Origin of the sequence: Reyranella sp., assembly GCF_052439685.1 — a bacterium.
Lineage (GTDB): Bacteria > Pseudomonadota > Alphaproteobacteria > Reyranellales > Reyranellaceae > Reyranella.
Map to the genome: position 1 here is coordinate 1 of NZ_JBQVQG010000002.1, position 25,071 is coordinate 25,071.

At 65.6% G+C, this 25,071-nt stretch carries 20 protein-coding genes and 4 pseudogenes; 17 read left to right on the forward strand and 7 right to left on the reverse strand.

What is annotated here, in order from left to right; genetic code table 11:
- Nucleotides 1-313: 313 nt before the first annotated feature.
- Nucleotides 314-1,942 carry an ABC-F family ATP-binding cassette domain-containing protein gene (locus tag ACT6UX_RS03135; RefSeq protein ID WP_444773686.1) on the forward strand — a complete coding sequence of 543 codons (1,629 nt, stop codon included), beginning with the start codon at nt 314-316 and terminating at the stop codon, nt 1,940-1,942.
- 895 nt (nt 1,943-2,837) lie between these two features.
- Here the strand turns inward: ACT6UX_RS03135 and ACT6UX_RS03140 are convergent.
- Nucleotides 2,838-4,009, reverse strand: a pseudogene (locus ACT6UX_RS03140) (IS256 family transposase).
- 243 nt (nt 4,010-4,252) lie between these two features.
- Here ACT6UX_RS03140 and ACT6UX_RS03145 point away from each other — a divergent pair.
- From ACT6UX_RS03145 to cysN, 5 genes and pseudogenes are all read left to right on the forward strand, one after another.
- Nucleotides 4,253-4,447: a hypothetical protein gene (locus tag ACT6UX_RS03145; RefSeq protein WP_444773687.1), complete on the forward strand. Its 195-nt coding sequence runs from the start codon at nt 4,253-4,255 to the stop codon at nt 4,445-4,447.
- 214 nt (nt 4,448-4,661) lie between these two features.
- Nucleotides 4,662-5,418, forward strand: a pseudogene (locus tag ACT6UX_RS03150) (IS3 family transposase); the annotation flags it as partial.
- Between the two features lie 278 nt (nt 5,419-5,696).
- Nucleotides 5,697-6,611 carry a glucose-1-phosphate thymidylyltransferase RfbA gene (gene rfbA, locus ACT6UX_RS03155; RefSeq protein WP_444773688.1) on the forward strand — a complete coding sequence of 305 codons (915 nt, stop codon included), beginning with the start codon at nt 5,697-5,699 and terminating at the stop codon, nt 6,609-6,611.
- Between the two features lie 38 nt (nt 6,612-6,649).
- Nucleotides 6,650-7,678 (forward strand): sulfate adenylyltransferase subunit CysD, encoded by a 1,029-nt coding sequence (gene cysD / locus ACT6UX_RS03160; RefSeq protein ID WP_444773689.1) that lies wholly within the window; start codon nt 6,650-6,652, stop codon nt 7,676-7,678.
- Nucleotides 7,678-9,576: a sulfate adenylyltransferase subunit CysN gene (gene cysN / locus ACT6UX_RS03165; protein WP_444773690.1), complete on the forward strand. Its 1,899-nt coding sequence runs from the start codon at nt 7,678-7,680 to the stop codon at nt 9,574-9,576. The genes cysD and cysN overlap by 1 nt, the downstream gene beginning before the upstream one ends.
- A gap of 103 nt (nt 9,577-9,679) precedes the next feature.
- On the opposite strand, the gene rfbB is transcribed toward cysN, so the two are convergent.
- A complete protein-coding gene (gene rfbB, locus ACT6UX_RS03170) occupies nt 9,680-10,738 on the reverse strand; it encodes a dTDP-glucose 4,6-dehydratase (RefSeq protein WP_444773691.1) in 1,059 nt (352 codons plus the stop codon).
- Between the two features lie 196 nt (nt 10,739-10,934).
- On the opposite strand from rfbB, the gene yghU reads away from it, so the two are divergent.
- The 7 genes and pseudogenes from yghU to ACT6UX_RS03205 all read left to right on the forward strand — a co-directional run bounded on the left by yghU (nt 10,935) and on the right by ACT6UX_RS03205 (nt 15,233).
- A complete protein-coding gene (gene yghU / locus ACT6UX_RS03175; RefSeq protein WP_444773692.1) occupies nt 10,935-11,810 on the forward strand; it encodes a glutathione-dependent disulfide-bond oxidoreductase in 876 nt (291 codons plus the stop codon).
- 103 nt (nt 11,811-11,913) lie between these two features.
- A complete protein-coding gene (locus tag ACT6UX_RS03180) occupies nt 11,914-12,921 on the forward strand; it encodes an asparaginase (RefSeq protein WP_444773693.1) in 1,008 nt (335 codons plus the stop codon).
- A 52-nt stretch (nt 12,922-12,973) separates the two neighbouring features.
- Nucleotides 12,974-13,303 (forward strand): ArsR/SmtB family transcription factor, encoded by a 330-nt coding sequence (locus tag ACT6UX_RS03185; protein WP_444773694.1) that lies wholly within the window; start codon nt 12,974-12,976, stop codon nt 13,301-13,303.
- Nucleotides 13,300-13,788 carry an SRPBCC family protein gene (locus ACT6UX_RS03190; RefSeq protein ID WP_444773695.1) on the forward strand — a complete coding sequence of 163 codons (489 nt, stop codon included), beginning with the start codon at nt 13,300-13,302 and terminating at the stop codon, nt 13,786-13,788. The genes ACT6UX_RS03185 and ACT6UX_RS03190 overlap by 4 nt, the downstream gene beginning before the upstream one ends.
- 11 nt (nt 13,789-13,799) lie before the next feature.
- The gene (locus ACT6UX_RS03195; protein ID WP_444773696.1) at nt 13,800-14,564 is read left to right on the forward strand and encodes a DUF899 domain-containing protein; all 765 of its coding nucleotides are present in this window, start codon (nt 13,800-13,802) and stop codon (nt 14,562-14,564) included.
- Between the two features lie 8 nt (nt 14,565-14,572).
- Nucleotides 14,573-14,821 (forward strand): hypothetical protein, encoded by a 249-nt coding sequence (locus ACT6UX_RS03200; protein ID WP_444773697.1) that lies wholly within the window; start codon nt 14,573-14,575, stop codon nt 14,819-14,821.
- Nucleotides 14,818-15,233, forward strand: a pseudogene (locus tag ACT6UX_RS03205) (GFA family protein). Before ACT6UX_RS03200 ends, ACT6UX_RS03205 begins: the two are co-directional and overlap by 4 nt.
- Nucleotides 15,234-15,255: 22 nt before the next feature.
- Here ACT6UX_RS03205 and ogt read toward each other — a convergent pair.
- Both ogt and ACT6UX_RS03215 read right to left on the reverse strand, forming a co-directional pair.
- Entirely contained in the window at nt 15,256-15,774 is a 519-nt protein-coding gene (ogt, locus tag ACT6UX_RS03210; RefSeq protein ID WP_444773698.1) for a methylated-DNA--[protein]-cysteine S-methyltransferase, read from the reverse strand.
- Entirely contained in the window at nt 15,767-16,819 is a 1,053-nt protein-coding gene (locus ACT6UX_RS03215; protein WP_444773699.1) for a bifunctional transcriptional activator/DNA repair enzyme AdaA, read from the reverse strand. The genes ogt and ACT6UX_RS03215 overlap by 8 nt, the downstream gene beginning before the upstream one ends.
- Nucleotides 16,820-16,934: 115 nt before the next feature.
- Between ACT6UX_RS03215 and ACT6UX_RS03220 the strand changes: the two genes are divergently transcribed.
- Nucleotides 16,935-18,356 (forward strand): MFS transporter, encoded by a 1,422-nt coding sequence (locus tag ACT6UX_RS03220; protein ID WP_444773700.1) that lies wholly within the window; start codon nt 16,935-16,937, stop codon nt 18,354-18,356.
- A 146-nt stretch (nt 18,357-18,502) separates the two neighbouring features.
- The gene (locus ACT6UX_RS03225) at nt 18,503-18,826 is read left to right on the forward strand and encodes a putative quinol monooxygenase (RefSeq protein WP_444773701.1); all 324 of its coding nucleotides are present in this window, start codon (nt 18,503-18,505) and stop codon (nt 18,824-18,826) included.
- 24 nt (nt 18,827-18,850) lie between these two features.
- Here the strand turns inward: ACT6UX_RS03225 and ACT6UX_RS03230 are convergent, their stop codons facing one another.
- Both ACT6UX_RS03230 and rpmE read right to left on the reverse strand, forming a co-directional pair.
- Complete coding sequence (locus ACT6UX_RS03230; protein WP_444773702.1) at nt 18,851-20,893, reverse strand: molybdopterin-containing oxidoreductase family protein; 2,043 nt, start codon at nt 20,891-20,893, stop codon at nt 18,851-18,853.
- A gap of 126 nt (nt 20,894-21,019) precedes the next feature.
- A pseudogene (rpmE, locus tag ACT6UX_RS03235) lies at nt 21,020-21,232 on the reverse strand (50S ribosomal protein L31); the annotation flags it as partial.
- A 126-nt stretch (nt 21,233-21,358) separates the two neighbouring features.
- Between rpmE and cyaY the strand changes: the two are divergent.
- The gene (gene cyaY / locus ACT6UX_RS03240) at nt 21,359-21,664 is read left to right on the forward strand and encodes an iron donor protein CyaY (RefSeq protein ID WP_444773703.1); all 306 of its coding nucleotides are present in this window, start codon (nt 21,359-21,361) and stop codon (nt 21,662-21,664) included.
- The gene (locus ACT6UX_RS03245) at nt 21,661-23,415 is read left to right on the forward strand and encodes an ABC transporter transmembrane domain-containing protein (RefSeq protein ID WP_444773704.1); all 1,755 of its coding nucleotides are present in this window, start codon (nt 21,661-21,663) and stop codon (nt 23,413-23,415) included. The genes cyaY and ACT6UX_RS03245 overlap by 4 nt, the downstream gene beginning before the upstream one ends.
- Nucleotides 23,416-23,427: 12 nt before the next feature.
- Here the strand turns inward: ACT6UX_RS03245 and ACT6UX_RS03250 are convergent, their stop codons facing one another.
- A complete protein-coding gene (locus ACT6UX_RS03250) occupies nt 23,428-25,071 on the reverse strand; it encodes an AMP-binding protein (protein ID WP_444773705.1) in 1,644 nt (547 codons plus the stop codon).

Sequence of the window (25,071 nt, forward strand, 5' to 3'; positions counted from 1 at the left end):
TCCTGAGGAGCGCCGCGAAGCGGCGCGTCTCGAAGGATGGGCAACAGGCAAGGTGCGCGTTCCCACCCTTCGAGACGGCCCTTCGGGCCTCCTCAGGGTGAGGTCGGTGCTGGAATGCTCGGCTCGATTCAATCTGGCCCATGAACGCTCTAGGTGGGAGTGGCCGAAGCCGTGGTCAAGGCGGGGCTGACGACGCTTCGGCTCGGCATGACCGTACCGTGACGAAGAGAGCGGGCCGACAAGGACAATCCGCCGCACACCGCGCTCCGGCTGCGGCTTGCGTCGCCTCCTCTTTCCCTCCAGCAACGCGCCCATGATTCGCCTCGACAACATCAGCAAGCAGAACGGCCACCAGATCCTGTTCATCGACGCGTCGATGGGCCTCCAGAAGGGCGAGAAAGCGGGGCTGGTGGGGCCCAACGGCGCCGGCAAGACCACGTTGTTCCGCATGATCTCGGGCCAGGAACCGCCCGATGACGGGCAGGTGACGATCGATGCCGGCATGACCATCGGCTATTTCAGCCAGGACGTCGGTGAAATGTCGGGCATGAGCGCCGTTGCGGCGGTGATGGACGGCGTCGGGCCGGTGAGTGCGCTGGCGGTCGAGATCGCCCAGCTCGAGGCGGCGATGGCCGATCCGGAGCAGGCCGACAAGATGGATGCCCTCATCGAGCGCTACGGCGAGGTGCAGGGGCGCTTCGAGGAACTGGACGGCTATGCGCTCGATGCCCGCGCGCGCGAGGTGCTGGCCGGGCTGTCGTTCAGCCAGGAGCGGATGGACGGCGATGTCGGGCTGCTGTCCGGCGGCTGGAAGATGCGCGTGGCGCTGGCTCGCATCCTGCTGATGCGGCCCGACGGCATGCTGCTCGACGAGCCGTCCAACCATCTCGATCTCGAAAGCCTGATCTGGCTGGAGGACTTCCTCAAGAACTACGAGGGCGCGCTGCTGATGACCAGCCACGACCGCGAGTTCATGAACCGTATCGTCGGCAAGATCATCGAGATCGACGGCGGCACGCTCACCACCTATTCCGGCGACTTCGATTTCTACGAGGTCCAGCGCGCGCTCTCCGAGAAGCAGCGCCAGGCGCAGTTCGAGCGCCAGCAGGCGATGCTGGCCAAGGAGATGAAGTTCATCGAGCGCTTCAAGGCGCGCGCGTCCCACGCCGCCCAGGTGCAGAGCCGGGTGAAGAAGCTCGACAAGATCGAGAAGGTCGAGCCGCCGCGGCGCCGCCAGTCGGTGCGGTTCGAATTCCGCGCGCCGCCGCGCTCGGGCGAGGACGTGGTGAGCTTCCGCAGCGTCCACAAGGGCTACGGCACGCAGCCGATCTACCAGGGGCTCGACCTGCGGCTGCGCCGTCAGGAGCGCTGGTGCGTGCTGGGCGCCAACGGTGCGGGCAAGTCGACCCTGCTGAAGCTGGTCGCCGGCGCGACCGAGCCGGACGAGGGGGCCGTGGCGCTCGGCGCCAGCGTCAAGATGGGCTACTTCGCCCAGCATTCGATGGACCTGCTGGACGGCGACGAGACGATCTTCGAATCGCTGGACGCGTCGTTCCCGCAGGCCGGCACCGGGGCGCTGAAGTCGCTGGCCGGCTGCTTCGGCTTCTCCGGCGACGATGTCGAGAAGCCCTGCCGCGTCCTGTCGGGCGGCGAGAAGGCGCGGCTGGTGATGGCGAAGATGCTGTTCGATCCGCCCAACTTCCTGGTGCTCGACGAGCCGACCAACCATCTCGACATGGCGACCAAGGAGATGCTGGTCGCGGCGCTGGCGGACTTCGAGGGCACGATGCTGTTCGTGAGCCATGACCGCCACTTCCTGGCCGCGCTTTCCAACAGGGTGCTGGAAGTCACGCCCGAAGGCGTGCATCAATATGGCGGCGGCTATACGGAATACGTCGCCAGCACTGGCCGCGAGGCGCCGGGTCTCCACCCCGGCAGCTAAGGCGCCGCCGGCGCGCGCGATGCCAGCCGCGCGTCTCATCGCTTTGCGGTCGCCGGCCTCTCCTTCGCAGGGACGACGTGCGTGGCCCGCGTCGTGGAAACGAGATCGAGCCAGGCTCTCGCGGCGTGCGAGAGAAAGGCGCCGCGGCGCCAGATCATGGCGATGTGCCAGTCCGTGTCCGCCTCGGCGGCTCTGGGCGGCCGTGCCAGCAACCTTCGTGCCACGTTGCTTCAGCTCCTGCTTGAGCCACTGCGTGTTCAGGGCGCCCTGCGACCAGCCGTTCAGGAACAGGGAAGACGGGCGCCGATCCAATCTCTGGAGCTCGTCGATGCCCGCCTGCAGCACGTCGAGGCAGCAGCGGACCGTCGCCTCCTTGACCGCATAGGCCTCGTCGCGGCCGGGCGGAAGGTCGATCGAATCGACGTTGTCGCTCAGGTCGTCTGGCGTCTCTGCGCGTCCACGACATGAGTCTGGAACCCGCCGCCCTCTGAGCGATGATTCATGGCCAGCCTGGCACGCTGACAGCTCGACCACCGTATGGGAGCCGATCGAGCCAGACTCTGGCCCGCCCGATCGCGCAGTACGTTTCGAGGCGAATGACATGAAGCTGACCAAGCACGAGCCCGGTTCGGAAGCTCGCGCTGCGAACAACCGCATCGGCCGGCGGAGCCTGTTGCGATCGTCTTGTGCGGCCGCTGGTTCGGTCGCTGTTTCAATGGTGGGACAGGGCGCCCTCGCCTCAGCCGCGGAACGTCGCCGGCGGAGGTGGGCCGGCCTGTCCGTGTCTCGAGAGTGCGGCTCGATTCGCTCGCCGTACAGTTCTTCCCGGCCTTCAATGATCGTGCCCCATGGCGTGGTGTAGGAGCGGTGTTTCCGAGCAGCGTTGGCTGCGCGATCAGACTGTCGCAAGAGGCAGGCCGACGATGGGATCATCGCTGAGTGGTGCGATGGTTTCCAGACTCATGTAGCGAGCCCGCTGGACGGCCCATTCGTCGTTCTGTTCGAGCAACAAGGCGCCGATCAGGCGCGTCACGGCGTCCTCGTTGGGGAAGATACCGACTACCTCGCTGCGGCGCTTGATCTCGCCGTTGAGGCGTTCGAGCGGGTTGGTGGAGTGCAGCTTGGCGCGATGCTGGGCAGGGAACCCCATGTAGGCCAGCACCCTTCGGCTGCGCTCAGGGCAGGCTATCGGCCTCGGCGTCATCCATCAGTGCCGCCAGTTTCGGCACGCGGGGCCGGGCCTGGTCGGCGACCTGGCGCCACTGTTTGCGTGCCGACGCCGCGTCGTCCTGGGCGAAGGCGGTGCCTACCCACGCCGAGACGATGCGGCGCTGGGTCTTGCCGGCATAGGCCAGGGCGTTGCGCATGAAGTGGACGCGGCAGCGTTGCCAGGCCGCACCGAGGATCTTGGTGATGGCGGCCTTCAATCCCTCATGGGCGTCGGAGACCACCAGCTTGACGCCGCGCAAGCCGCGCCGGGCAAGTGAACGCAAGAACTCGACCCAGAACGGTTCGGCCTCGCTATGGCCGACCGTCATGCCCAGCACCTCGCGTCGACTGTCACCGTTGACGCCGACGGCAACGATCACCGCAACCGAGACGATGCGGTGGTCACGGCGGGCTTTGACATAGGTGGCATCGAGCCAGATATAGGGCCACTCGCCTTCTATCGGCCGGTTCAGGAAGGTCTGAACCCGCTCGTCGATCTCGCCGCACAGTCGCGAGACCTGGCGTGGAGATACCTTGGATGTAGGCTTCCTGAACCACGGCGGTCAGCGCCTTCTCGGCCAGGCGGCGGGGTTCGAGAAAGGCCGGGAAGTAGCTGCCTTTGCGCAGCTTCGGGATGCGCAGCTCGACGGTACCCGCCCGGGTCTGGCAGTCCCGCTCGCGGTAGCCATTGCGCTGGTTGCGCCGATCAGCGCTACGCTCGCCGTGACCGGCCCCGCACAGGCCATCGGTCTCCAACTCCATTAGGCGCTGGGCGGCAAAGCCGATCATCTCACGCAGGAACGTCGCATCGGAGCCCTTCTCCAATAGTGCGCGAAGGGCGATAGTGTCCTCGGTCATCGTGGTGGTCCTTTGGGTTCAGGTTGCTGGTCTCGACAACCCAACCCTACCCGGGATCACCGCGCTGGCTGCTGACCGGCCCGCCATCGCCTGACTCGTGGCGGTCGCTCAGGCGGGCCGATCAGCGGCCTCCTACACCACCACCGGGGACACGACCCCTTCAATGAAGGAAACGCTGTCGGGTCGTTCTCTGCCGCACGGCACGCCGCGCGCCATGACATTGATCTCAGGCGCATCGGCGCGGTGACGCGTGTTCCGGAAGCGGGCGAGCAGGTCGAGGTGAGCGGGCTTCTCGCGTTTCCGCTCGGAACCCAGGGAGCGCTACCGTTGGTGTCCTGGCAGAACGGCACGATCCTGTTCTTCGACCAAGTCCCCTCGAACCTGATCCGGCTGGCGTCCGAAAGCTACAGACGTCGGTCCCTTCCACGCGATCTCTGACGCTTCGAGTCCCAGGGTGCGATCCGCATCGGGACCTCGGCCCATAGATGCTCCACTCTGGAAACCCGGACTCCGGACAAACAAACCCAGTGATCTGTTTTGCGCAATTAAAGCTTTCCGGGGCACCAGCACCAACAAGGGCAATGGCCGAACGGACTCAACAAGCCGGCGTTTGATAACTGGGGGAGCAGCTCAGACCACGTACAGCGGGGTCCACGGTCTCAGCCAGCGCCGAGCCTGCAGGCTGATCGGGATGGACGTGAGCAGCTACCGGTATCGGTCGCGGCGGGCTGACGATGGCCCGGTGCGCGAGAAGCTGCGCGCGCTGGCGGCGGTGCGCCGTCGGTTCGGTTACCGGCGTCTGGAGTGGATGCTCGAGCGGGAGCGCTCGAAGGTGAACCTGAAGAAGGTCTACCGGCTGGACCGGGAGGAAGGTCTGGCGGTGAAGCGGCGGCGTGGCCGGCGGCGGGCCACCGGCACCCGTGCCCCGATCGTCGTGGCGCAGGGGTTTAACCAGCGCTGGTCGCTCGACTTCGTCAGCGACCAGCTTGACAGCGGTCGACGGTTCCGTCTGCTCAACGTGATCGACGACTTCAACAGCGAGTGCCTGGCGTCCGTGCCGGACTTCTCGCTATCGGGCCTGCGGGTGATCCGCGAGCTCGAGGCCATCATCGCGGTCCGCGGCAGCCGGCGACGATCGTCTCGGACAACGGGACGGAGCTGACCCGTAACGCCGAGCTGCGCTGGGCAGCCGACCAGGACATCTAATGGCACTACATCGCGCCAGGCAAGCCGATGTAGAACAGCTTCGTCGAGAGCTTCAATGGCCGCATGCGCGACGAATGCCTGAACGAGCACGTCTTCATGACACTGGCCGAGGCTTACGGATCGTCGAAGCCTAGCGCATCGACTACAACACGATAAGGCCGCATGGCCGCCTCGGCAGGTTGCCTCCGGCGGTGTTCGGCGCTACGCGCAGACCCGGAAAGCAAGAGGACGGGGCGCTGCGCTCGATCGGGGGCTTCGCGCCCCGTCCTCTTGCTCCACCAACCATCAGAGCAAAACAGGAACAGACTCAATCTGACGACGTATGAAAGGCGGGGAGCAGGTCAACCGGGTAGGTTCGAAGACATCCACTCTAGGAAGTGTGGTTTCGAACGCGCATATTCACTCGGCACTAACGAGAGGCTATTTATAGGAGTAATTGTACGTTATTGGCAAGATCGGTCAGTCCGGCGAGGTGGGTGTGATGAAGGGTATCATCTTAGCCGGTGGTTCGGGCACACGGCTCTATCCGGTAACGGCGGTCGTTTCGAAACAGCTGCTTCCTGTTTTCGACAAGCCGATGATTTATTACCCGCTAACGACGCTCATGTTCGCTGGCATTCGCGACATTCTGATCATAACTACGCGGCCAGATATGGCGCTTTTCGAAAGGCTACTAGGAGACGGCAGCCAGTGGGGGATGCGCTTTACATTTGCGGCGCAAGAAGCGCCTCGAGGTCTTGCCGATGCCTTCGTCGTTGGCCGTGAGTTCGTGGGGGCAGATAGTGTTTCTCTGGTGCTTGGCGACAATATTTTCTATGGCAATGGCCTGCCCGAGGCCTTGGCGAATGCGGCGGCACGGGATCGAGGCGCCACGGTATTCGCTTATGTGGTGGCCCGCCCGGAGCAATATGGTGTGGTGGAACTGGATGCGGGCGGTCGTGCGATTTCGATCGAGGAGAAACCCAGCCAGCCGAAGTCTAATTTTGCAGTCACAGGGCTCTATTTTTACGACAATCGTGTGTTAGACATTGCAGCAGCCCTGAAGCCCTCCCCCCGGGGTGAAATCGAGATAACCGATGTCAATCGGGCGTACATGGAGGAAGGTCGGCTCTTCGTCGAGATCTTGGGGCGTGGCTTTGCCTGGCTCGATACTGGCACCCACGAATCGCTGACCGAGGCAAGCCAGTTCGTCCAGATCCTGGAGCAGCGCCAGGGGCTTCGCGTATCGTGCCCGGAAGAGATTGCCCTACGCTTGGGGTATATCACGCTCGACGTCTTTCACCGGCTTGCCGTTGCAGCGAGCAAGAGCCGTTATGGCCTCTATCTTTTGGGCGTGCATCGCGCTGTCGCTGCGGAGCGGGAAAAACTTGAGGCGGCCGGAGCCGGATTGCCATAGTGGCCCAATGATCAGGGGGCCTTTGCGGCGACGCGACAATGGCGCCGGCTTCACCAAGATGGCTAACTTGCGCTCTTGGACTGCTTTCATCACAAGCGTCGATGGCCAGCTGCACGACGCAGGCGCCGCACTCTGTGAAGAGGAGTGATCAATTGCTCGACGTCGCTCACCGATTGACACATCTCCAGCGGCTTGAGGCCGAAAGCATCTTCATCATGCGCGAGGTGGTCGCGGAGTGCGAGAGACCGGCGATGCTCTATTCAATCGGCAAAGACTCATCCGTCATGCTTCATCTCGCGATGAAGGCATTCTATCCCGCGAAGCCCCCGTTTCCAATTGTGCATGTGGATACCACCTGGAAATTCCGGGAAATGATAGCGTTTCGAGATGAGATCGCGACCAGGCTCGGCCTGGAGCTGATCGTGCATGTAAATGCCGATGGCATCCGGCAGGGCATCAGTCCCTTCCGTCACGGATCGTCGATTCACACGAACGTCATGAAGACGGAGGGGCTTCGCCAAGCGCTCGACCGGCATGGCTTCGACGCCGTCCTTGGCGGGGCGCGCCGCGACGAGGAGAAGTCGCGTGCGAAGGAACGTATCTTTTCCTTCCGGTCGCAGCACCATCGTTGGGATCCGAAGAGCCAGCGCCCCGAGCCATGGAGCCTCTACAACACCTGCAAGAACAAGGGCGAAAACATTCGAGTTTTCCCGCTGTCGAACTGGACCGAGTTCGACATCTGGCAATACATTTACCTCGAAAAGATTCCCGTGGTGCCGCTTTACTTCGCCAAGACGCGCCCGGTCGTGGTGCGCGACGGTATGCTCATTATGGTGGACGATGATCGCCTGCCGCTGGAGCCCGGTGAGAGACCGCAAATGAGAAAGGTCCGGTTCCGCACCCTGGGTTGCTATCCTCTCACCGGCGCGATCGAAAGCGGTGCGGAGACCTTGCCGGCGATCCTCGAGGAAATGCTGCGCACCCGGACTTCGGAACGCCAGGGGCGCATGATCGATCGTGACAGCGCTGGTTCAATGGAGAGGAAGAAGCAGGAAGGCTATTTCTGATGAGCGGAGAGCCGTCCGACCTCAAGGGCTACCTGCTTGCTCAGGAGAATAAGGATCTTTTGCGTTTCATAACTTGCGGCAGTGTGGATGACGGCAAGTCCACGCTTATCGGCAGGCTGCTCTACGAAGGCCGGATGTTGCTGGACGATCAGCTCGACAGTCTCAAGGCCGAGAGCGCACGTGTGGGTATGCAAGGCGGTGATCTCAATTTTGCCCTTCTCGTCGACGGGCTTCTCGCGGAACGCGAGCAGGGGATTACCATCGATGTGGCCTATCGCTTCTTCGCTACCGACAAGCGTAAATTCATCGTTGCCGATACGCCCGGTCACGAACAATACACACGCAATATGGCGACGGGCGCGTCGACGGCGGACCTTGCCATCATCCTGGCCGACGTCCACCGCAGCGGTGAATTGCTGACACAGACGCGCCGGCATTCCTACATCTGCTCGATGCTCGGTATTCGGCACATAGTGCTGGCCGTCAACAAGATGGACCTCGTCCATTACGAGCGTGCCGCGTTCGATTCCTATACTGACAAGTATAGGGCATTCGCCAGAGGGCTGGGCCTGACGCAGGTGCAATGCATCCCGATGTCGGCATTGCTCGGCGACAATGTCGTTGCGCCGAGCAGTCATATGAACTGGTACCGGGGGCCGGCCCTGCTTCCGTACCTCGAAACCGTGGACGTCGCCCGGATGTCCTCGACGCGGCCACTGCGGATGCCCGTACAATGGGTCAATCGACCCAATGCCGACTTTCGCGGTTTCTCCGGGACCATCGCCAGCGGCAGGGTGAAGAAGGCGGACCGTATCAAGGTCCTTCCCTGTGCCCAGGAAGTCGAAATTTCCCGCATCGTAACCCACGATGGAGATCTCGAGATGGCGGTCGAGGGCCAGGCCGTGACGCTGGTGCTGGATCGGGAAATTGACATAAGTCGAGGTGACGTCATCTGTGCAGCCGATGCGCCAGTGGCTGTCGCGGATCAGTTCGTTTCGCATGTGCTGTGGATGGCACCGGAGGCGCTTTTGCCGGGGCGGACCTACATGATGAAATCCGGCACGGTGATGGTGCAGGCGACCGTGACGGCGCTCAAGCACAAGGTGAGCATAAACACGCTCGAACATTCTGCAGCCAGGACACTGCAACTCAACGAGATCGGGCTCTGCAACATTTCCCTGGATAGGCCGATCGCATTCGAACCCTATGCGGAAAACCGCTCCCTCGGCAGCTTTATTCTGATCGATCGCGTAACTAACCAAACCATTGGGATGGGCGTCATCGAGTTTGAGCTGCGCCGGGCCAGCAACATTCACCGGCAGCGTCTCGCAGTCAGCCGGACGGCTCGGGCGGCCCTGAAGGGGCAGAAATCCGCAGTGATTTGGTTCACGGGTCTTTCGGGTTCCGGAAAGTCGACCATTGCATCGGCCTTGGAGAAGAGGCTCTTTTCGCTCGGCCGACATACATACGTTCTGGACGGCGACAATGTTCGCCATGGCCTCAATCGCGATCTTGGTTTTACTGATGCCGATCGTGTCGAGAACATCCGACGAATCTCGGAGGTAGCACGGTTGATGGTCGATGCCGGCCTGCTGGTGATCGTATCGTTCATCTCGCCGTTCCGAAGCGAGCGCGATGCCGCGCGCAATCTCATGGGTGAAGGCGATTTTGTCGAAGTCTTCGTCGATGCGCCGCTGGATGTTTGCGAGGCGCGCGATCCCAAGGGGCTCTACAAGAAGGCTCGACAGCGGGAGATCATGAATTTTACCGGCATCGATTCTCCCTATGAACCGCCTGAGAATCCGGATGCCTATCTTGATACGGCACATCTTTCCGTTGATGCAGCGGTCGACGAGGTGCTTCGCTTGCTCGAAGCTAAGGGTCTTACAAAGGCTTAGTTCCGTCCGCCCGGATCGCGACGTCGCCCAGCAGTGCGATGGGACAAGCCGGCCTTCGTCGACTAGCCACCCGCTCCCTTTGTCGCGCCGGGACGCGCGTCGATCAGGCGGCGGTCAAGCCGAGCCGTTCGCCGCGATATTCACCGCTCATCACCCTTTCCCACCAGCCGCGATTGTCGAGGAACCAGCGCACCGTGTTGAGCAGGCCGCTCTCGAAATCGTGGCGCGGTCGCCAGCCGAGCTCGGTCGCGATCTTCGAGGCATCGATGGCGTAGCGGGCATCGTGGCCGGGGCGATCGGTCACGAACTTGATCAGCGATTCGTGCGGACTATGGGCGGCGCCGGGCTGCATCTCGTCGAGCAGGCGGCAGATGCCGCGCACGACCTCGATGTTCCGGCGTTCGCTGTTGCCGCCAATATTGTACGTCTCGCCGGGCCGTCCCTTGCGAAGCACCGTGACGAGCGCCTCGGCGTGATCCTCGACGTGCAGCCAGTCGCGCACGTTGTCGCCCTTGCCGTAGACCGGCAGGCTCTCGCCGCGCAGGGCGCGGATGGTGACCAGCGGGATCAGCTTTTCCGGGAAATGATAGGGGCCGTAATTGTTGGAGCAGTTGGTCGCCAGGGTCGGCAGGCCATACGTATGATGCCAGGCGCGCACCAGATGGTCGGACGCGGCCTTGCTGGCGGAGTAGGGGGAGTTGGGCGCATAGGGCGTGGTCTCGCTGAAGAGACCGGTGGCGCCCAGCGAGCCGAAAACCTCGTCGGTCGAGATGTGCTGGAAGCGGAAGCGGCCGCGCGCCGCTTCGTCGAGGGTCCGCCAGTAGGCGAGCGCCGCCTCGAGCAGGGTGAAGGTGCCGTTGATGTTCGTCTCGATGAACGGCGCAGCGCCGGTGATCGAGCGATCGACGTGGCTCTCGGCGGCCAGATGCAGCATGGCATCCGGGCGGAATTCCGCGAGGATGGCGTCGATCGCCGGACGATCGCAGATGTCGGTCTTGTAATGGCGGTGACGATTGCTGGTCCGCGCCTCTCCCAGCGACTCGAGGTTTCCCGCGTAGGTCAGCTTGTCGACGTTGGCGACCGTCCAGTCGGTATCGCGGATGATGTGACGCACGACGGCTGAGCCGATGAATCCGGCGCCGCCAGTAACAAGAATTCTCATGGGGCCATTACGAAGCGAGCAGGCTCGCCCCTCCTTGCTGCAGGGAACGCCCGAAAACCGGGAACTTATCCCTAACTACCATATGTTCCGTTTCGATTTCTAACCCCCGCGGTGGGTGGCACGGGAGCGAGCAGGACGGCCGAAAGGCGGCTAGGATGGCGCCATTCCCGAAGCTCGATCACAGGATATTGGAAGCATGAGCGACGCATCCGACTACACCCCGCCCAAGGTCTGGACCTGGAACAAGGCCAGCGGGGGCCGGTTCGCCAACATCAACCGGCCGATTGCCGGCCCGACCAGCGAAAAGGAGCTGCCGGTCGGCAAGCACCCGCTTCAGCTCTATTCGCTGGGTACGCCGAATGGCCAGAAGGTCACCATCATGCTCGAGGAGCTGCTGGCGCTGGGTCACAAGGGCGCGGAATACGATGCCTGGCTGATCAAGATCGGCGAGGGCGATCAGTTCAGCAGCGGCTTCGTCGCCGCCAACCCCAACTCCAAGATCCCGGCCCTTGTGGACCGCAGCGGACCCAAGCCGGTGCGTGTGTTCGAATCGGGCGCGATCCTGCTTTACCTCGCGGAAAAGTTCGGGGCGCTCGTGCCGACGGACAGCGCCAAGCGCGCGGAATGTATGTCGTGGCTGTTCTGGCAGATGGGCAGCGCGCCCTATCTCGGCGGCGGCTTCGGCCACTTTTACGCCTATGCGCCGACCAAGATCGAATATGCCATCGACCGCTTTGCGATGGAGACCAAGCGACAGCTCGACGTGCTCGACCGGCGCCTGGCCGAGAGCAAATATCTGGCGGGCGACGACTACACGATCGCCGACATCGCGGTCTGGCCCTGGTACGGCGGTTTGGCCAAGGGACTGCTCTATGGCGCGGGCGAGTTCCTCGCCGTGCACGAGTACAAGAACGTCCAGCGCTGGGCCGATGAGATCGGCGCCCGCCCGGCGGTCCGTCGCGGCCGTATCGTCAATCGCCTCCAGGGCGATCCCGCGAGCCAGCTCCACGAGCGCCACGACGCCAGCGACTTCGACCTGAAGACGCAGGACAAGGTAGCCGCCAAGGGCTGAGCCCGCTCCCGTCGTTCCCGCCGCGATGTCGTCGATCGGCGACATTGCGGCGGCATCGATCTTGCGTCGCTCTTCCGGTCGATGACAATCGCGGGAGCATAGGGTGAGCAGCACGAACCGGCCCAAGGTGGCCTTCATCGGCACCGGCGGCACCATGGCCTCGCTGGGTGTCCATCCGCTCGAACTGCAGGATTACGGCGTGCATGAAAACCGCATGCACGCCAGCGAGATCGTCGCGCGGTTTCCGGTCGTCGAGGAGATCGCCGAGATCATTCCCGTCGATTTCCGCAATGTGCCGAGCCCGGAGATCTACTTCGCCGAATGGAAGGAGCTCGCGGCGCTGTGCCATCGCGTGGTGGCGGAACATCCCGACCTGTCAGGCATCGTCATCGGCCACGGCACGGCGACGCTCGAGGAGACGGCCTGGGTTCTGAACCTCGTGCTCAAGGTCGATGTTCCCGTGGTGCTGATCGGCTCGCAGCGGCCGGCTTCCGGCCTGTCGACCGACGCCGCGATCAACCTCGTGAACGGCGTGCGCACGGCCGCCAGCCCGCAGAGCCGGGGGCGGGGCGTGCTGGTGCTGCTGAACGACGAGATCCAGGCGGCGCGTGAGGTCACCAAGACTTCGAACTGGCGGATGCAGACTTTCCGTACGCCCGACTTCGGCATCCTGGGCCACGCCGATGCCGACCGCATCGCCTACTACCGGCGGCCCGAGCGCCGGCATATGCCGGATACCGAGTTCGATTTCGCGGGCCTCGACGCCCTCCCGAGGGTCGACATCGCCTATGCCTATGCGGGCTCCGACGGCAGCGCCATGCGCGCCTTCATCGCCGCGGGCGCAAAGGGGCTGGTGTCCGCGGGCTTCGCGCCGGGCATGCCGCCGGCCGCCGATCTTGCCGCGATGGAAGAGGCGGTGAAGCAGGGCATCGTCGTCGTGCAATCCTCGCGGGCCGGGTCGGGCCGCATCTTCCGTGGCCAGAAGCTCGCCAAGGCCGGCATCCTGACCGCCGACAATCTCAACCCGCAGAAGGCGCGGCTGCTGCTCGCGCTGGCGCTCACCCGGACGGCCGATCCGGTCGAGATCGCGCGGATCTTCGCGACCTACTGAGTCTCATGCATTAGTATTGACTAATGAATTAGTTGTGGCTAATGGGTTGGTCATGAACCAGCCTGCTCCCATCGACGCCGTCATGCGCACCCTCGCCGATCCCACACGGCGGGCGGTGTTCGAGCGCGTGGTCGGCGCCTCGGAAATCACCGTCGGCGAACTGACGCGCGGAAGCGGGGTGACGCAGGGCGCCATCTCGCAGCACCTCAAATCCTTGAAGCAGGCCGGGCTCGTCGCCGAGCGCCCGGAGGGCCGCAACGTCTACTACCGCGCCGAGCCCAAGGGGCTCGAGCCGTTGGTCGACTGGATGAGCCACTACGGCGTCTTCTGGCGCGAGCGTTTCGATAACCTCCGAGCTCTCCTGAAGGAAATGGACCCATGAGCAACGTCGCTGCCCGCAAACTCGATAGTCATGACATCGTCGTCGAGGACGTCTTCCCGCACGCGCCACAGGCGATCTGGAAGGTCCTGACGACGGGGGCCCTGATCGGGCGCTGGCTGAAGATGCCGCTCTCCGGTTTCGAGCCGGTGGTGGGAACCCGCTTCACCTACAAGACGACGCCGGCCGGCGGATGGGACGGCAAGATCCAGTGCGAGGTTCTCGAAGTGGTTGAGAACCGCCGCTTCGTCCATTCCTGGAAGGGCGGGCACGAGTCGAACGTGGGTTACGGCGCGCCGCTCGACACCGTGGTGACCTGGACCCTGTCGCCGGTCGAGGCCGGCACGCGCCTGCGCCTCGTCCACTCCGGCTTCGTGCTGCCGCGCAACGAGACCGCCTTCACGGGCATGGGCAAGGGCTGGCAGCAGGTCGTCAAGACCATCGATGCCCTCTCGGCGGAAGAGACTACCGCTCCCAAGCCGCACTGATGGGGCGTTCCATGCAGCATCGAATCGTCTCGCGCGATGAATGGATGAAAGCCCGGCTCGATCTGCTCGAGGAGGAGAAGGAGCTGACGCGGCGCAGCGACGAGCTGGCGCGACGCCGCCAGGAGCTACCCTGGGTTCGGGTCGACAAGACCTACAGGTTCGACACGGAGGAGGGGAGTGCCACGCTACCGGACCTCTTCCACTGGCGGTCGCAGCTTCTCGTGTACCACTTCATGTTCGGGCCCGATTACCAGGCGGGATGCCCCTCGTGCTCGTCGGTTGCGGACGGCTTCGACGGCAGCGTCGTTCATCTCGCCAATCACGATGTGACGCTCATGGCCGCGTCGCGCGCGCCGCTTGGCAAGCTGCTGGCCTACCGGCAACGGATGGGCTGGAGCTTCCCCTGGGCGTCCTCGGGTGACAGCGACTTCAACTTCGACTTCAACGTCTCCTTCACCGAGCAACAGCAACGCGACGGCACCATCCAGTACAACTACCAGAAGGGCGGTCATGCGCTCGACGTCAGGCCGGCGCCGGATCCGGTCGTGAAGTTCGCCGGCATGTGCGGTGTCGATGCGTCGACCTACGGCCGCGACCGGCCGGGCCTCAGCGCCTTCGTGATGCAGGACGGTGTCGTCCATCACACCTATTCGACCTATACGCGCGGAGTCGACGGGCTGTGGGCCATGTACCAGTGGCTCGATCGCGCGCCCAGGGGCCGCAATGAGCAAGGGCCGCCGCGTTTCCGCCGTCACGACGAATACGGCACGCGCTGAGCCCGACCATGACCAGTCCTCTCGCCTGTGTTGCCGACGCGCTACGCTATGCAGCTCTGCCGACCTTCGCCGCCATGGCGTTCGTCACGACCGCGTCCGGTGGCGGGCCGGCCGAGGCGTTGTGCGGGCCGTCGGGGCTGAACGGCATGGCCGTGATGTACGGTCTGATGAGCGCCTTCCATGCCGGGCCCTGGTTGAAGCTGATCGCAAATCTACGCGCGGGAGCGCCGCACACCCGGGAAGGAGAGACGATATGAGCCAGGCCTATACCGGCGGCTGCGCCTGTGGCGCGGTGCGCTATGAAATCCCCGGCGAACCGATGGTGATGGCCGACTGCCAGTGCCGCGACTGCCAGCGCAGGAGCGGGACGGGGCATGGCTCCTATCTCACCTTCACGGAACGCCAGGACGTGAAGATCACCGGGCAGGCGGTTCACTGGGACATTGCGGCAGACAGCGGCAACGTGAAGACCCAGCCTTCTGTCCCGTGTGCGGAACGCCGGTCTATCTGACCTTCTCGTTCATGCCGGATCTCTTCACCGTGCACGCCGCGAGCCTCGACGAGCCGGGCCGGTACGCACCGCAGATGGTGTTCTACAGGTCGCGCGGTCATGCCTGGGATACGGTCGACCCAACCGTGACGACCTTCGACACGATGCCGCCAAGGTAGCGTGCCGTGAGGGAGCGGCCTCCTACAGCGCGCCCTCGTGTTCGAGCAGCCACTTCTTGCGCGGCAGGCCGCCGCCATAGCCGGTCAGCGTACCGTTGCTGCCGATGACCCGATGACACGGTACGACGATGCTGATCGGGTTCTGGCCGTTGGCGAGGCCGGCTGCCCGCACCGCGCGCGGACTGCCGATGCGCAAGGCCAGTTCGGCATAGCTGATCTTCGTACCCTGGCGGATCTTGCGCAGCGCCAGCCACACGCTTCTCTGAAGCGGCGTGCCGGTCGTCTCGACCGGAAGCGTGTCGATGACAGCGATGTCACCTTTGAAGTATGCGCTCATGGCCTTCGTCATGCCGCCCGGATCACGGGCCGGCGAAATCGTGTAGCGCCCCGTGCCGTAGTAGCGGTCGAGCAGGCGGCGCATGCGACTCTCATAGTCACTCCAGTCGACGGCCCGCAGCCGGCCTTCGGCATCGGCGACGATCAGCAGTTCGCCGACCGGTGTTGCGAGACGATCGAGCTTGAAGTCGAGAGGCTCAGGCATGGCTTGCCATCCGCAGGTGCTGCGCCGCATAGGCGTGCCACGGCCGCCAGGCAGGCGGTGCCTCGTCGTCGATGGAAATGTCCATTGTCTCGCCCTCCCAGTCGCCCGGCGCGCGCAGGCCGGGTCGCCGGGCGACCAGCGGCGCCAGCGCGGGATCGCGCGCGAGATGGCTGTCGATCGTCGCGATGTCGGCGCCGAGATCGAAGACGCGGCGCACGCGAGCCACGATCGCCGGCAGGGCCTTCACGGACGGGAAGCGGATCGTGACCGCCACGGCATAGCGATCCGGCAGATGCGCGACCGAGACCCGGCCGTGCAGGCCGTCGAGATCGAGGCGGCGATGCCACACCCCGGACTCGATCCACTCCAGACCGCACGAATCGCGGGCGGCGAGCGCCGCCAGCATGCCGGGCCAATCGTACGGCGGTCGGTAGGCCAGTCGCAGCGTGACGCCGTCGCGGGCAGAGGTGTCGGCACCGGCTCTGCGGCGCAGCATCCTCGGCGGCCGGTCGAACAGGTTCCGGAACGTCTCGTTGAAGCGCCGGACACTGCCGAAGCCGGACGCCAGGGCCACTTCGGCCATCGGCAGATGGGTGTCGTGCAGCAGCTGCTTGGCGAACAGCACGCGCCGCGTCTGGGCGACCGCGATGGGCGAGGCGCCGAGATGGCGCTGGAACAGGCGGCGGAGTTGCCGGCCGCCGACGCCCAGCCGCCCGGCCAGCGTCTCGACTCCGGCCTCGTCTTCGTCGAGGGCGCCGTCGGCGATCAGCGCCAGGGCGCGGCTCACCGTGTTGGCGCTGCCGCGCCAGGAGGCGAAGTCGGGGGCGATTTCGGGCCGGCACCGCAGGCAGGGCCGGAAGCCGGCCTCCTGGGCCGCCGCGGCCGAGGCGAAGAAGCGGCAGTTCTCGAAGCGCGGCGTGCGGGCCGGGCAGACCGGCCGGCAGTAGATGCCGGTCGAGGTCACGCCCACGAACACGCGGCCGTCGAATCGGGCGTCGTGGCTCTGGAAGGCGCGGTAGTAGGTGCCGCGGTCGAGCAATTCCATGGGGCCATCCTTCCACGCGCGTGCGGGCGGCGCTCGCGGTTTTCGGACCCGATAGTCACACGCCCTCTGGGGCCATCGTTTGACCGAGGCTCGGGAAAATGATCAGTCGCCGGCCATGTCGGTGACGGTCGGTTGGTCGGCGCTCCTGAAGCGCGAATGGTTGCCCCTTCTGGTGGCGCTGGTGGGCGGCGTCCTCCTGCATTCGATGAACGTGCTCATGCTGGCGACGGTACTGCCGAGCATCGTCGAGGAGGTCGGCGGCACGGCGATGATGAGCTGGCCGACCACGGCCTTCCTCGCTTCGTCGATCGTCGCGGCAACCTGCACCGGCCGCCTCACGGCGCAACTCGGTGCCCGTGCGGCCTTCTGTGCGGGAGCGGTCGTGTTCGGCGCCGGCGCCCTGATCTGCGCCGTGGCGCCGTCGATGGAAACGGTGGTCGCCGGCCGCTTCGTGCAGGGCTTCGGCGGGGGTGTGTTGTCGGCGATGGCCTATGTGCTGGTCGGCAAGTCGTTTCCCGAGCCGATGTGGCCGAGGGTCGCCGCGCTGCTTTCGGGCGCCTGGAGCATGTCGGTGCTGCTTGGCCCTTTGATGGGCGGGGCCTTCGCCACCTGGGGCAACTGGCGTGGATCCTTCTATGCCGTGACCGGTCTCGCGATCCTGCTGGCGATGGTGGCAGCCCGCGCCCTGCCACGGGCCACCGCCGGCACGGGAAGACCCGGACGGGCGATTCCAGTGGGACGCATCGTGCTGATCTGTCTGGCGATCGCCACCATGTCGGCGGCCAGCGTCGTCACCCTGGCGGCAGCCAAGGCAGGACTCTTCCTGACGGGGGTCGTGCTGCTCGTGACGATGATCCTGCTCGATCGCCGCTCCGGCGCTCCGCTCTTCCCGAGCGATTCCTTCTCGCTGGGGAGCATCACCGGCGTCGCCATGTGGTTCGCGCTGCTGGTCTCGATTGCCTACAGCCCGCTCTCGATCTTCGTGCCGATTTTCCTGCGGACCCTGCACGGCTTCGATCCGCTGGCGGCGGGCTACACCGTTGCCGGTGCCTCGATGGGTTGGACCGTCGCCTCGCTCGTCGTCTCGGGCTGGTCGTCTCGGCCCGCCGGCCGCTTGCTGAGCGTGGGGCCGCTGGCGATGGCGGTGGGCCTGGCTGGCGTGGCGTTGCTGATGTCGGCCCATCCGGTCGTCGTCCTGCCGGCGTTCATCGCCCTGGTCGGCCTGGGCATCGGGTCGTGCTGGGGTTTCGGCGTGCAGCGGTTGATGAGCGGCGCCAGGGCAGGAGAGGGCGATCTTGCCGCGTCCGCGGTCGCGACCGTGCAGCAGACCGGATTTGCGCTCGGAGCCGCAGCGGCTGGCATCGTCGCCACCCTGTCGGGGCTGACACGCGGGCTCAATCCGGAGGGCATTGCCAACGCGGCCTTCTGGGTGCCGGCAAGTTTCGTATCGGTCGCTCTCGTGGCGGTTGGCGTCGGCGCCCGCCTGGCACGGCTCGCCGGTCGCGCAGAGGCTGCCAAGGCGACAGCACGACGATGATCGCGAGGCAGGCGACAAGGCATGCCGCAGCGTCCGCATCGAGGTCGCGGCGCAGGATTTGAAGTCGTCGCTTCGACCCCGACCGAAGCGACAGCGCGGATTGCCGGCCTAGAACCTTCCCGTCAGCAACGACAGGAGAAGCACACATGGTCGATCTTCATTCCCTGAAAGACGGGCTCATCGTCACGGCGTTCTGGGAGGCCAGGCCCGCCGAGGCCGACGCCGTCGCGACGATCGTCCGCGAGTACCTGCCACAGGCCCAGCGCGAGCCCTGGGTGCTCGCGTTCCAGATCCATCGCTCGATCGCCGAGCCCCAGAAGTTCTTCTTCTACGAGGTGTTTCGCGACGAGGCGGGGTTCGCCTCCCACCAGGAGACGCCGCACTTCAAGGCGTTGATCGCCGGCCAGGCGCTGCCGAAGCTCGCGAAACGCGAGCGCACGCAACACCGCTTCGTCCAGTCCGGCGCATAGGGAGGGAGACGTGCGGCGGGCGGCTCAGGCCGCCGCCGCGTCCTTCCAGGCGGCGACCTCGAGCCAGGTGCTCTGGTAGGTCGCGCCTTCGCCCATGTCGGTGTAGCGGTCCGAACAGAGCATGTTGATCGTGCCCGACACGGCCTCGCCCACGGGGCGCTGGCCCGGGACCAGCAGGACACCCGGCTGGACCTCGTCGACGATCTTGAGGACCAGGCCGATCTCGCCGCGATCGTTGAACACGCGCACCGGGGCGCCATCCTCGAGGCCGCGCTTCGCCGCGTCGTCGGGGTGCAGGATGCAGAAGGGCTTGCCCTCGCGTTCGCGCAGGAATCCGACACCCGAGAACGCCGTATGGGCCTGGAAATAGCCGGGGGCCGTCAGCAGGCGCAGTGGCCACTTGGCGGCTTCCTCGGCCTCGACCGGATCGGTTTCCCAATCGGGCATCGGCGGCAGGCCCTGTTTGGCGAGTTGCTCGGAGTAGAATTCGAGCTTGCCCGACGGCGTTTTGAAGGGCTGGCCGTCCCAGTCGTGCCTGATGTTGAGCGGCACGCCGGCGAACAGCGCGTCGCGGTCGACCTTCGAGGCAGGGCCGGTCGAGCCTTTGAAGAACTCCTCGGCGGCTTCGCGCGGCGATAGGCTGAAGATCGCGTCGGTGACGCCCATGCGCTGCGCCAGCGCCTGCGCCACATGGAAGTTGGAGCGGGCCTCGCCCGCCGGCTCGACCGCCTTCTGGCCCCACTGCATCCAGTAGGCGCCGTAGGCCCGGTAGAGATCGTCGGTTTCGAGATAGTTCGCGGCCGGCAGCACGATGTCGGCGTAGCGCGCGGTGTCGGTCATGAACGGGTCGTGCACGACGGTGAACAGGTCCTCGCGCATCAGGCCCTTCTGCACCTTGTGGACCTCGGGGCAGGTCACGACCGGATTGTTGGCGGCCACGAACAGCGCGCGGATCGGCGGCTCCTTCATGTTGAGGAGTTCTTCGCCGAGGCGCAGGTGATTCACCATGCGCGCCGTCGCCGGCCCCGAAGGCTTACGTACCGCCGCATAGTTGAGATCGCAGGAGGCAGCCGTGAGCAGCAACGCACCGCCGCCCTTGACGCCGTAATGGCCGCTCACACCCGGCAGCAGCGCCACGGTGCGCAAGGCCTGGCCGCCATGGGTGAGGCGGGTCATGCCTTCGCCGAGGCGGATCAAAGCAGCCTTCGCCTTGCCGTACATCGCGGCGAACTTCTCGATGTCGGCGACGGGGAGGCCGGTGATTTCGGCCGTGCGCGCCGGCGTGAACTTCGGCAGTACCTCGCGCTCGACCTTGTCGAAGCCCAGCGTGTGTTTGGCGATGTAGTCGCGGTTGGCGAGGCCGTCCCGCACCAGGATATGCATGACGCCGAGCGCCAGGGCGGCGTCGGTGCCGATCCGGATCGGCAAATAGAGGTCGGCGGCCTTGGCGCTGCGCGTCCGCCGCGGGTCGATCACGACGATCGGCATGCCGGTCTTCTTGCGCTGGCTTTCAGCCAGAGCCCAGAAATGCACGTTGGTGGCGGCCAGGTCGGCGCCCCAGGAAATCACCAGGTCGGAATGCACGACCGATTCGGGATCCGCGCCGCCCACCGGGCCCACCGTCATTTCCCAGGCGGTCTCGCAGCACGTGTCGCAGACCGTACCGGCCTGAAGGCGCGACGTGCCAAGCGCATGGAACAGGCCGTTCACCAGGCCGCGGTTCATCAGGCCCTGATGGGCGGAGTAGGCGTAGCCCAGGATGGAAAGCGGGCCGCTCTCCTGGATGATCGCCTTCCAGCGATCGGCGATCTCGTCGAGCGCCTCGTTCCAGGTAATCGGCTGGAACTGGCCCGAGCCCTTGGGCCCGGTGCGGCGCAGCGGCGTGGCGATGCGCTCGGAAGAGTTCACCAGGTCGCTGTCGCGGTTGACCTTGCCGCAGGCAAACCCGGCCGTGTACGGCTGGTCGGGGTCACCCTGGATGCGCACGACCTTACCGTCGTCGACATGTGCGATGAGCGAGCACATGTCAGGACAATCGTGGGCACAAACAACTCTGACTGATTTCACTACGCCGCCTCCCGAAGGGTATCGCGGCCGTAGTTTAGCAGAAGTCGAAATAAGGAGCGGGTGCTACTTCTTGTCTGCAGCCGGCTTGGCGGGAGCAGCCTTCGCGCCCGCGCCGACACCGGCATCGCCGATCATGCCGAAGCGGTTCTTGAAGCGCTGCACGCGGCCGCCGCGATCGATGCTCTGGCGCACGCCGGTCCAGGCCGGATGCGTCTTCGGATCGATGTCGAGGCGCAGGCTGGCGCCTTCCTTGCCCCAGGTCGACTTCGTCTCGAAGGACGTACCATCGGTCATCACAACCGTGATCGTGTGATAGTCGGGGTGAATCTTCTCTTGCATACTATCTCTCCAGCGCTTCAGGGCCGATTCCGACCGGCCGGCGCAACAAGGGCGCGGATATACAGTCCCTCGGGCGCGGCGACAAGCTGGTTGTACGGCCCCGTCATGGCTTGTAGACCGGCCGGCATGAGCGATTCAGCCTTCGAAACCCTCGCAGACAGCCTGCTCGCAACCCTTGAAGAGAAATTGGGCGACCATGTCGATGCCGAACTGCAGGGAGGCATTCTGACCGTCGAAGGCGATGCCGGTACCTGGATCGTCAATAAACATGCGCCCACCAAGCAAATATGGCTGAGCTCGCCGGTGAGCGGCGCGCGGCACTACGCTTTCGATGCGGATGGCCGTCGCTGGCAAGACACGCGGGGCGGCGACGACCTCTTGAGCGTCCTGGGAGCCGAACTCGGCGTCGAACTCGAGTGGCAGGCGCCATGAACCGGTTCGGCGGGCTGGCCCTGCTGGGGCCGTATCTCAAGCCCTACCGTGGGCGCACGGTCCTGGCCCTCCTGTCGCTGCTGGTGGCGGCAGGAACGGTGCTGGCGTTCGGCGCGTGCCTCCGCGCCCTGATCGACCGCGGCTTTGCCCAGGGCCGGCCCGACATCCTCAACTACGCCCTGGCTTCTCTGCTGGCCGTGGCCGTCGTACTGGCGATCGCCTCGGGCGCACGCTTCTACCTGGTCTCGTGGCTGGGTGAGCGGGTCGTGGGCGATCTGCGCCGCGATCTGTTCGACCATGTCGTGCGGCTGGGACCGGCCTGGTTCGAGGTCAAACGCTCGGGCGACGTCATGAGCCGCATTTCGGCCGACGCGCAGCTCATCGAGCAGGTGATCGGCTCCTCGGCCTCGGTGGCGTTGCGCAACACGCTGATGTGCCTCGGCGGCGTGATCATGCTGGTCGTGACCAACCCCAAGCTCGCTCTGTGGACGCTCGCCGTCGTGCCGCTCACCGTCGTGCCGATCGTCGTGTTCGGCCGGAAGGTTAGGGCGCTGTCGCGCGAGGCCCAGGCCCGCATGGGCGAGATGGTGTCGGAAGGCGCCGAGACGCTGGACGGGGTGCGTACCGTCCAGGCCTTCGCCCAGGAGGACCGGGCGGCGCAGCGTTTCGGCGAGGCGACGGAGCGGGCGTTCGATGCGGCGACGCGACGGGTGTCGCGCCGCGCGATCATGACCACGCTGGTCATCTTCATCGTCTTCTCGGCCGTGGGCTTCCTGCTGTGGATGGGCGGCCACGACGTGCTGACCGGCCGCATCAGCGCCGGCGACCTCTCGGCCTTCGTGTTCTACGCGGTCCTCGTCGCCAGCTCGGGCGGGGCGATCAGCGAGACGATCGGCGACCTGCAGCGCGCCTCGGGCGCCGCCGAGCGACTGGCGGAGCTGCGCGCCGAGCCGCCGTCGATCGCCGAGCCAGCGAACCCGAAAGCGCTGCCGAAGCCGGTGCAGGGAGCGGTGGCCTTCGATGAGGTTTCGTTCCGCTATCCGACGCGGACTGATGCGCTCGCGCTCGATCGCTTCGACCTGGCGATCGCGCCAGGCGAGACGGTGGCGATCGTCGGTCCATCGGGCGCCGGCAAGACCACCGCCTTCAATCTGCTGCTGCGCTTCTACGATCCCGAGAAGGGCACGGTCCGCCTCGACGGGATCGACATCAGGGACCTGACCTTCCGCGACCTGCGGCGGTCGTTGGCCGTCGTCCCCCAGGATCCGACCCTGTTCAGCACGTCGGTCACGGAGAACATCCGCTACGGACGGCCCGACGCGAGCGACGCCGAGGTACGGGCCGCCGCCGCCGCGGCCTCGGCGCTGGGCTTCATCGAGGCGCTGCCGCACGGCTTCGCGACCGACCTCGGGGCGCGCGGCGTGCGCCTCTCCGGCGGGCAGCGCCAGCGCATCGCCATCGCCCGCGCGCTACTCTGCGACCCTGCCGTCCTACTGCTCGACGAGGCGACCAGCGCCCTCGATGCCGAGAGCGAGCTGGCGGTGCAGCAGGCGCTCGACCGAGTCATGCGCAACCGCACGACCCTCGTCATCGCCCATCGCCTGGCCACGGTTCAGAAGGCCGACCGCATCGTCGTCCTCGACCAGGGGCGGGTGGTCGACGTCGGAACCCATGCCGAGCTGGTGGGGCGAGGTGGCCTCTACGCCCGGCTGGCGGAGCTGCAGTTCAACGTGTCGACGGCCGCCGGCTGAGAATTAATTGACCTAACGCAGTCGGACGACGTCGCCGCGCTCGGCCTCCCGGCGCCTCAGCTCGCGGCGCAGGATCTTGCCGGTCGTCGTCAGCGGCAGTTCCGGCACGAATTCGACCTCGCGCGGATACTCGTGGGCGGCCAGCCGGGTCTTCACGAAGGTCGCCAGGTCGGTCTTTAGCGAGTCGGTGGGCGCGATCTCGGGCCTGAGCTGGACGAAGGCCTTCACGATCTCCGTGCGCAGTCGATCGGGCACGCCCACGACGCCGACCATGGCCACGGCCGGATGCTTCATCAGGCATTCCTCGATCTCGCCGGGGCCGATGCGGTAGCCGCCCGAGGTGATGACGTCGTCGTCGCGGCTCTTGAAGAAGACGTAGCCGTCCTCGTCGATGGTGCCGAGATCCCCGGTCAGCAGCCAGTCGCCGGCATATTTGCGCTCCGTGGCCTCTTGGTTGCGCCAGTATTCCAGCATGACGATCGGATCGTGCCGCCAGCCCGCGATCTGGCCTTCCTGGCCGGGCGGCAGGACATTGCCGTCGCCATCGACGATCGCGACCTTGCGGCCGGGGCAGGCGCGACCGCACGAGCCCGCCCGGACCTCGAACCAGTCGGGCGAATTCAGCAGCATCAGGTTCATCTCGGTCTGGCCGTAGCCTTCCGAGATGGTCGTGCCGAACGTGTCGCGGCCCCAGCTCAGCAGCTCCTCGCCCATGGCCTCGCCGCCGGTGGAGATGGCGCGGATATCGTAATTCCAGCGGTCCTGTGGCTTGTGGACCTGGCGCATCATCTTGAGCGCGGTGGGCGGAATGAAGCTCACGCCGACGCGATGTTTCGCCAGCATGGCGAAGGCACGCTCGGGATCGAACTTGGCGAAGCGATGGGCCAGCACCGGTGTGCCGTAGTACCAGGCGGGGAACAGCGCGTCGTAGAGGCCGGCGATCCACGCCCATTCGGCCGGTGTCCACATCACCTCGTTGCCGCGCGGCCAGTGACCGAGCCATTGTTCCACGGCGGGGATGCAGCCCAGCATCATGCGATGCGCGTGGAGCGCCCCCTTGGGTTGGCCGGTCGTGCCCGAGGTGTAGATCAGCAGCGCGGGATCCTCGGCCGCGGTGTCGACGGTGGCGAAGCGGTCGGAAGCGGCGCCGAGCAGCCGGTCCCAGTCGAGGAAGGCGCTGCCATGGGCACCGGCGCCGATCACGATGATCGTCTTCAGGTGGGGCAGACGGTTGCGCACGGCCAGCAGCTTCGGCAGCTGGCTCATGTCGGTGATGACGGCCGAGGCCTCGGCATTGGCCAGGCGGAATTCGATCGCTTCCTCGCCGAACAGGGTGAAGAGCGGCAGCACCACGGCGCCCATGCGGTAGCCGGCGAGATGGCAGATTGTGAGTTCGGCGCCCTGGCTGAGGAACACCGCGACCCGGTCGCCTTTAGAAATGCCGCGCGCGACCAGCGCATTGGCGAGCCGCGAACTGCCTGCCAGGAGCTGGCCGAAGGTCCAGTTGCGCACCGAGCCGTCGGCATTCTCGACGATCATCGCCAGCGTGTCGGGCGCGTGGCGCTCGCACACGGCGCGACCGATGTTGAAGCGCTCAGGTTTGGGCCAGCGGAACTGCCGCATGGCGTCGTCGTAGCTGAGACCGCGAGGGATCAT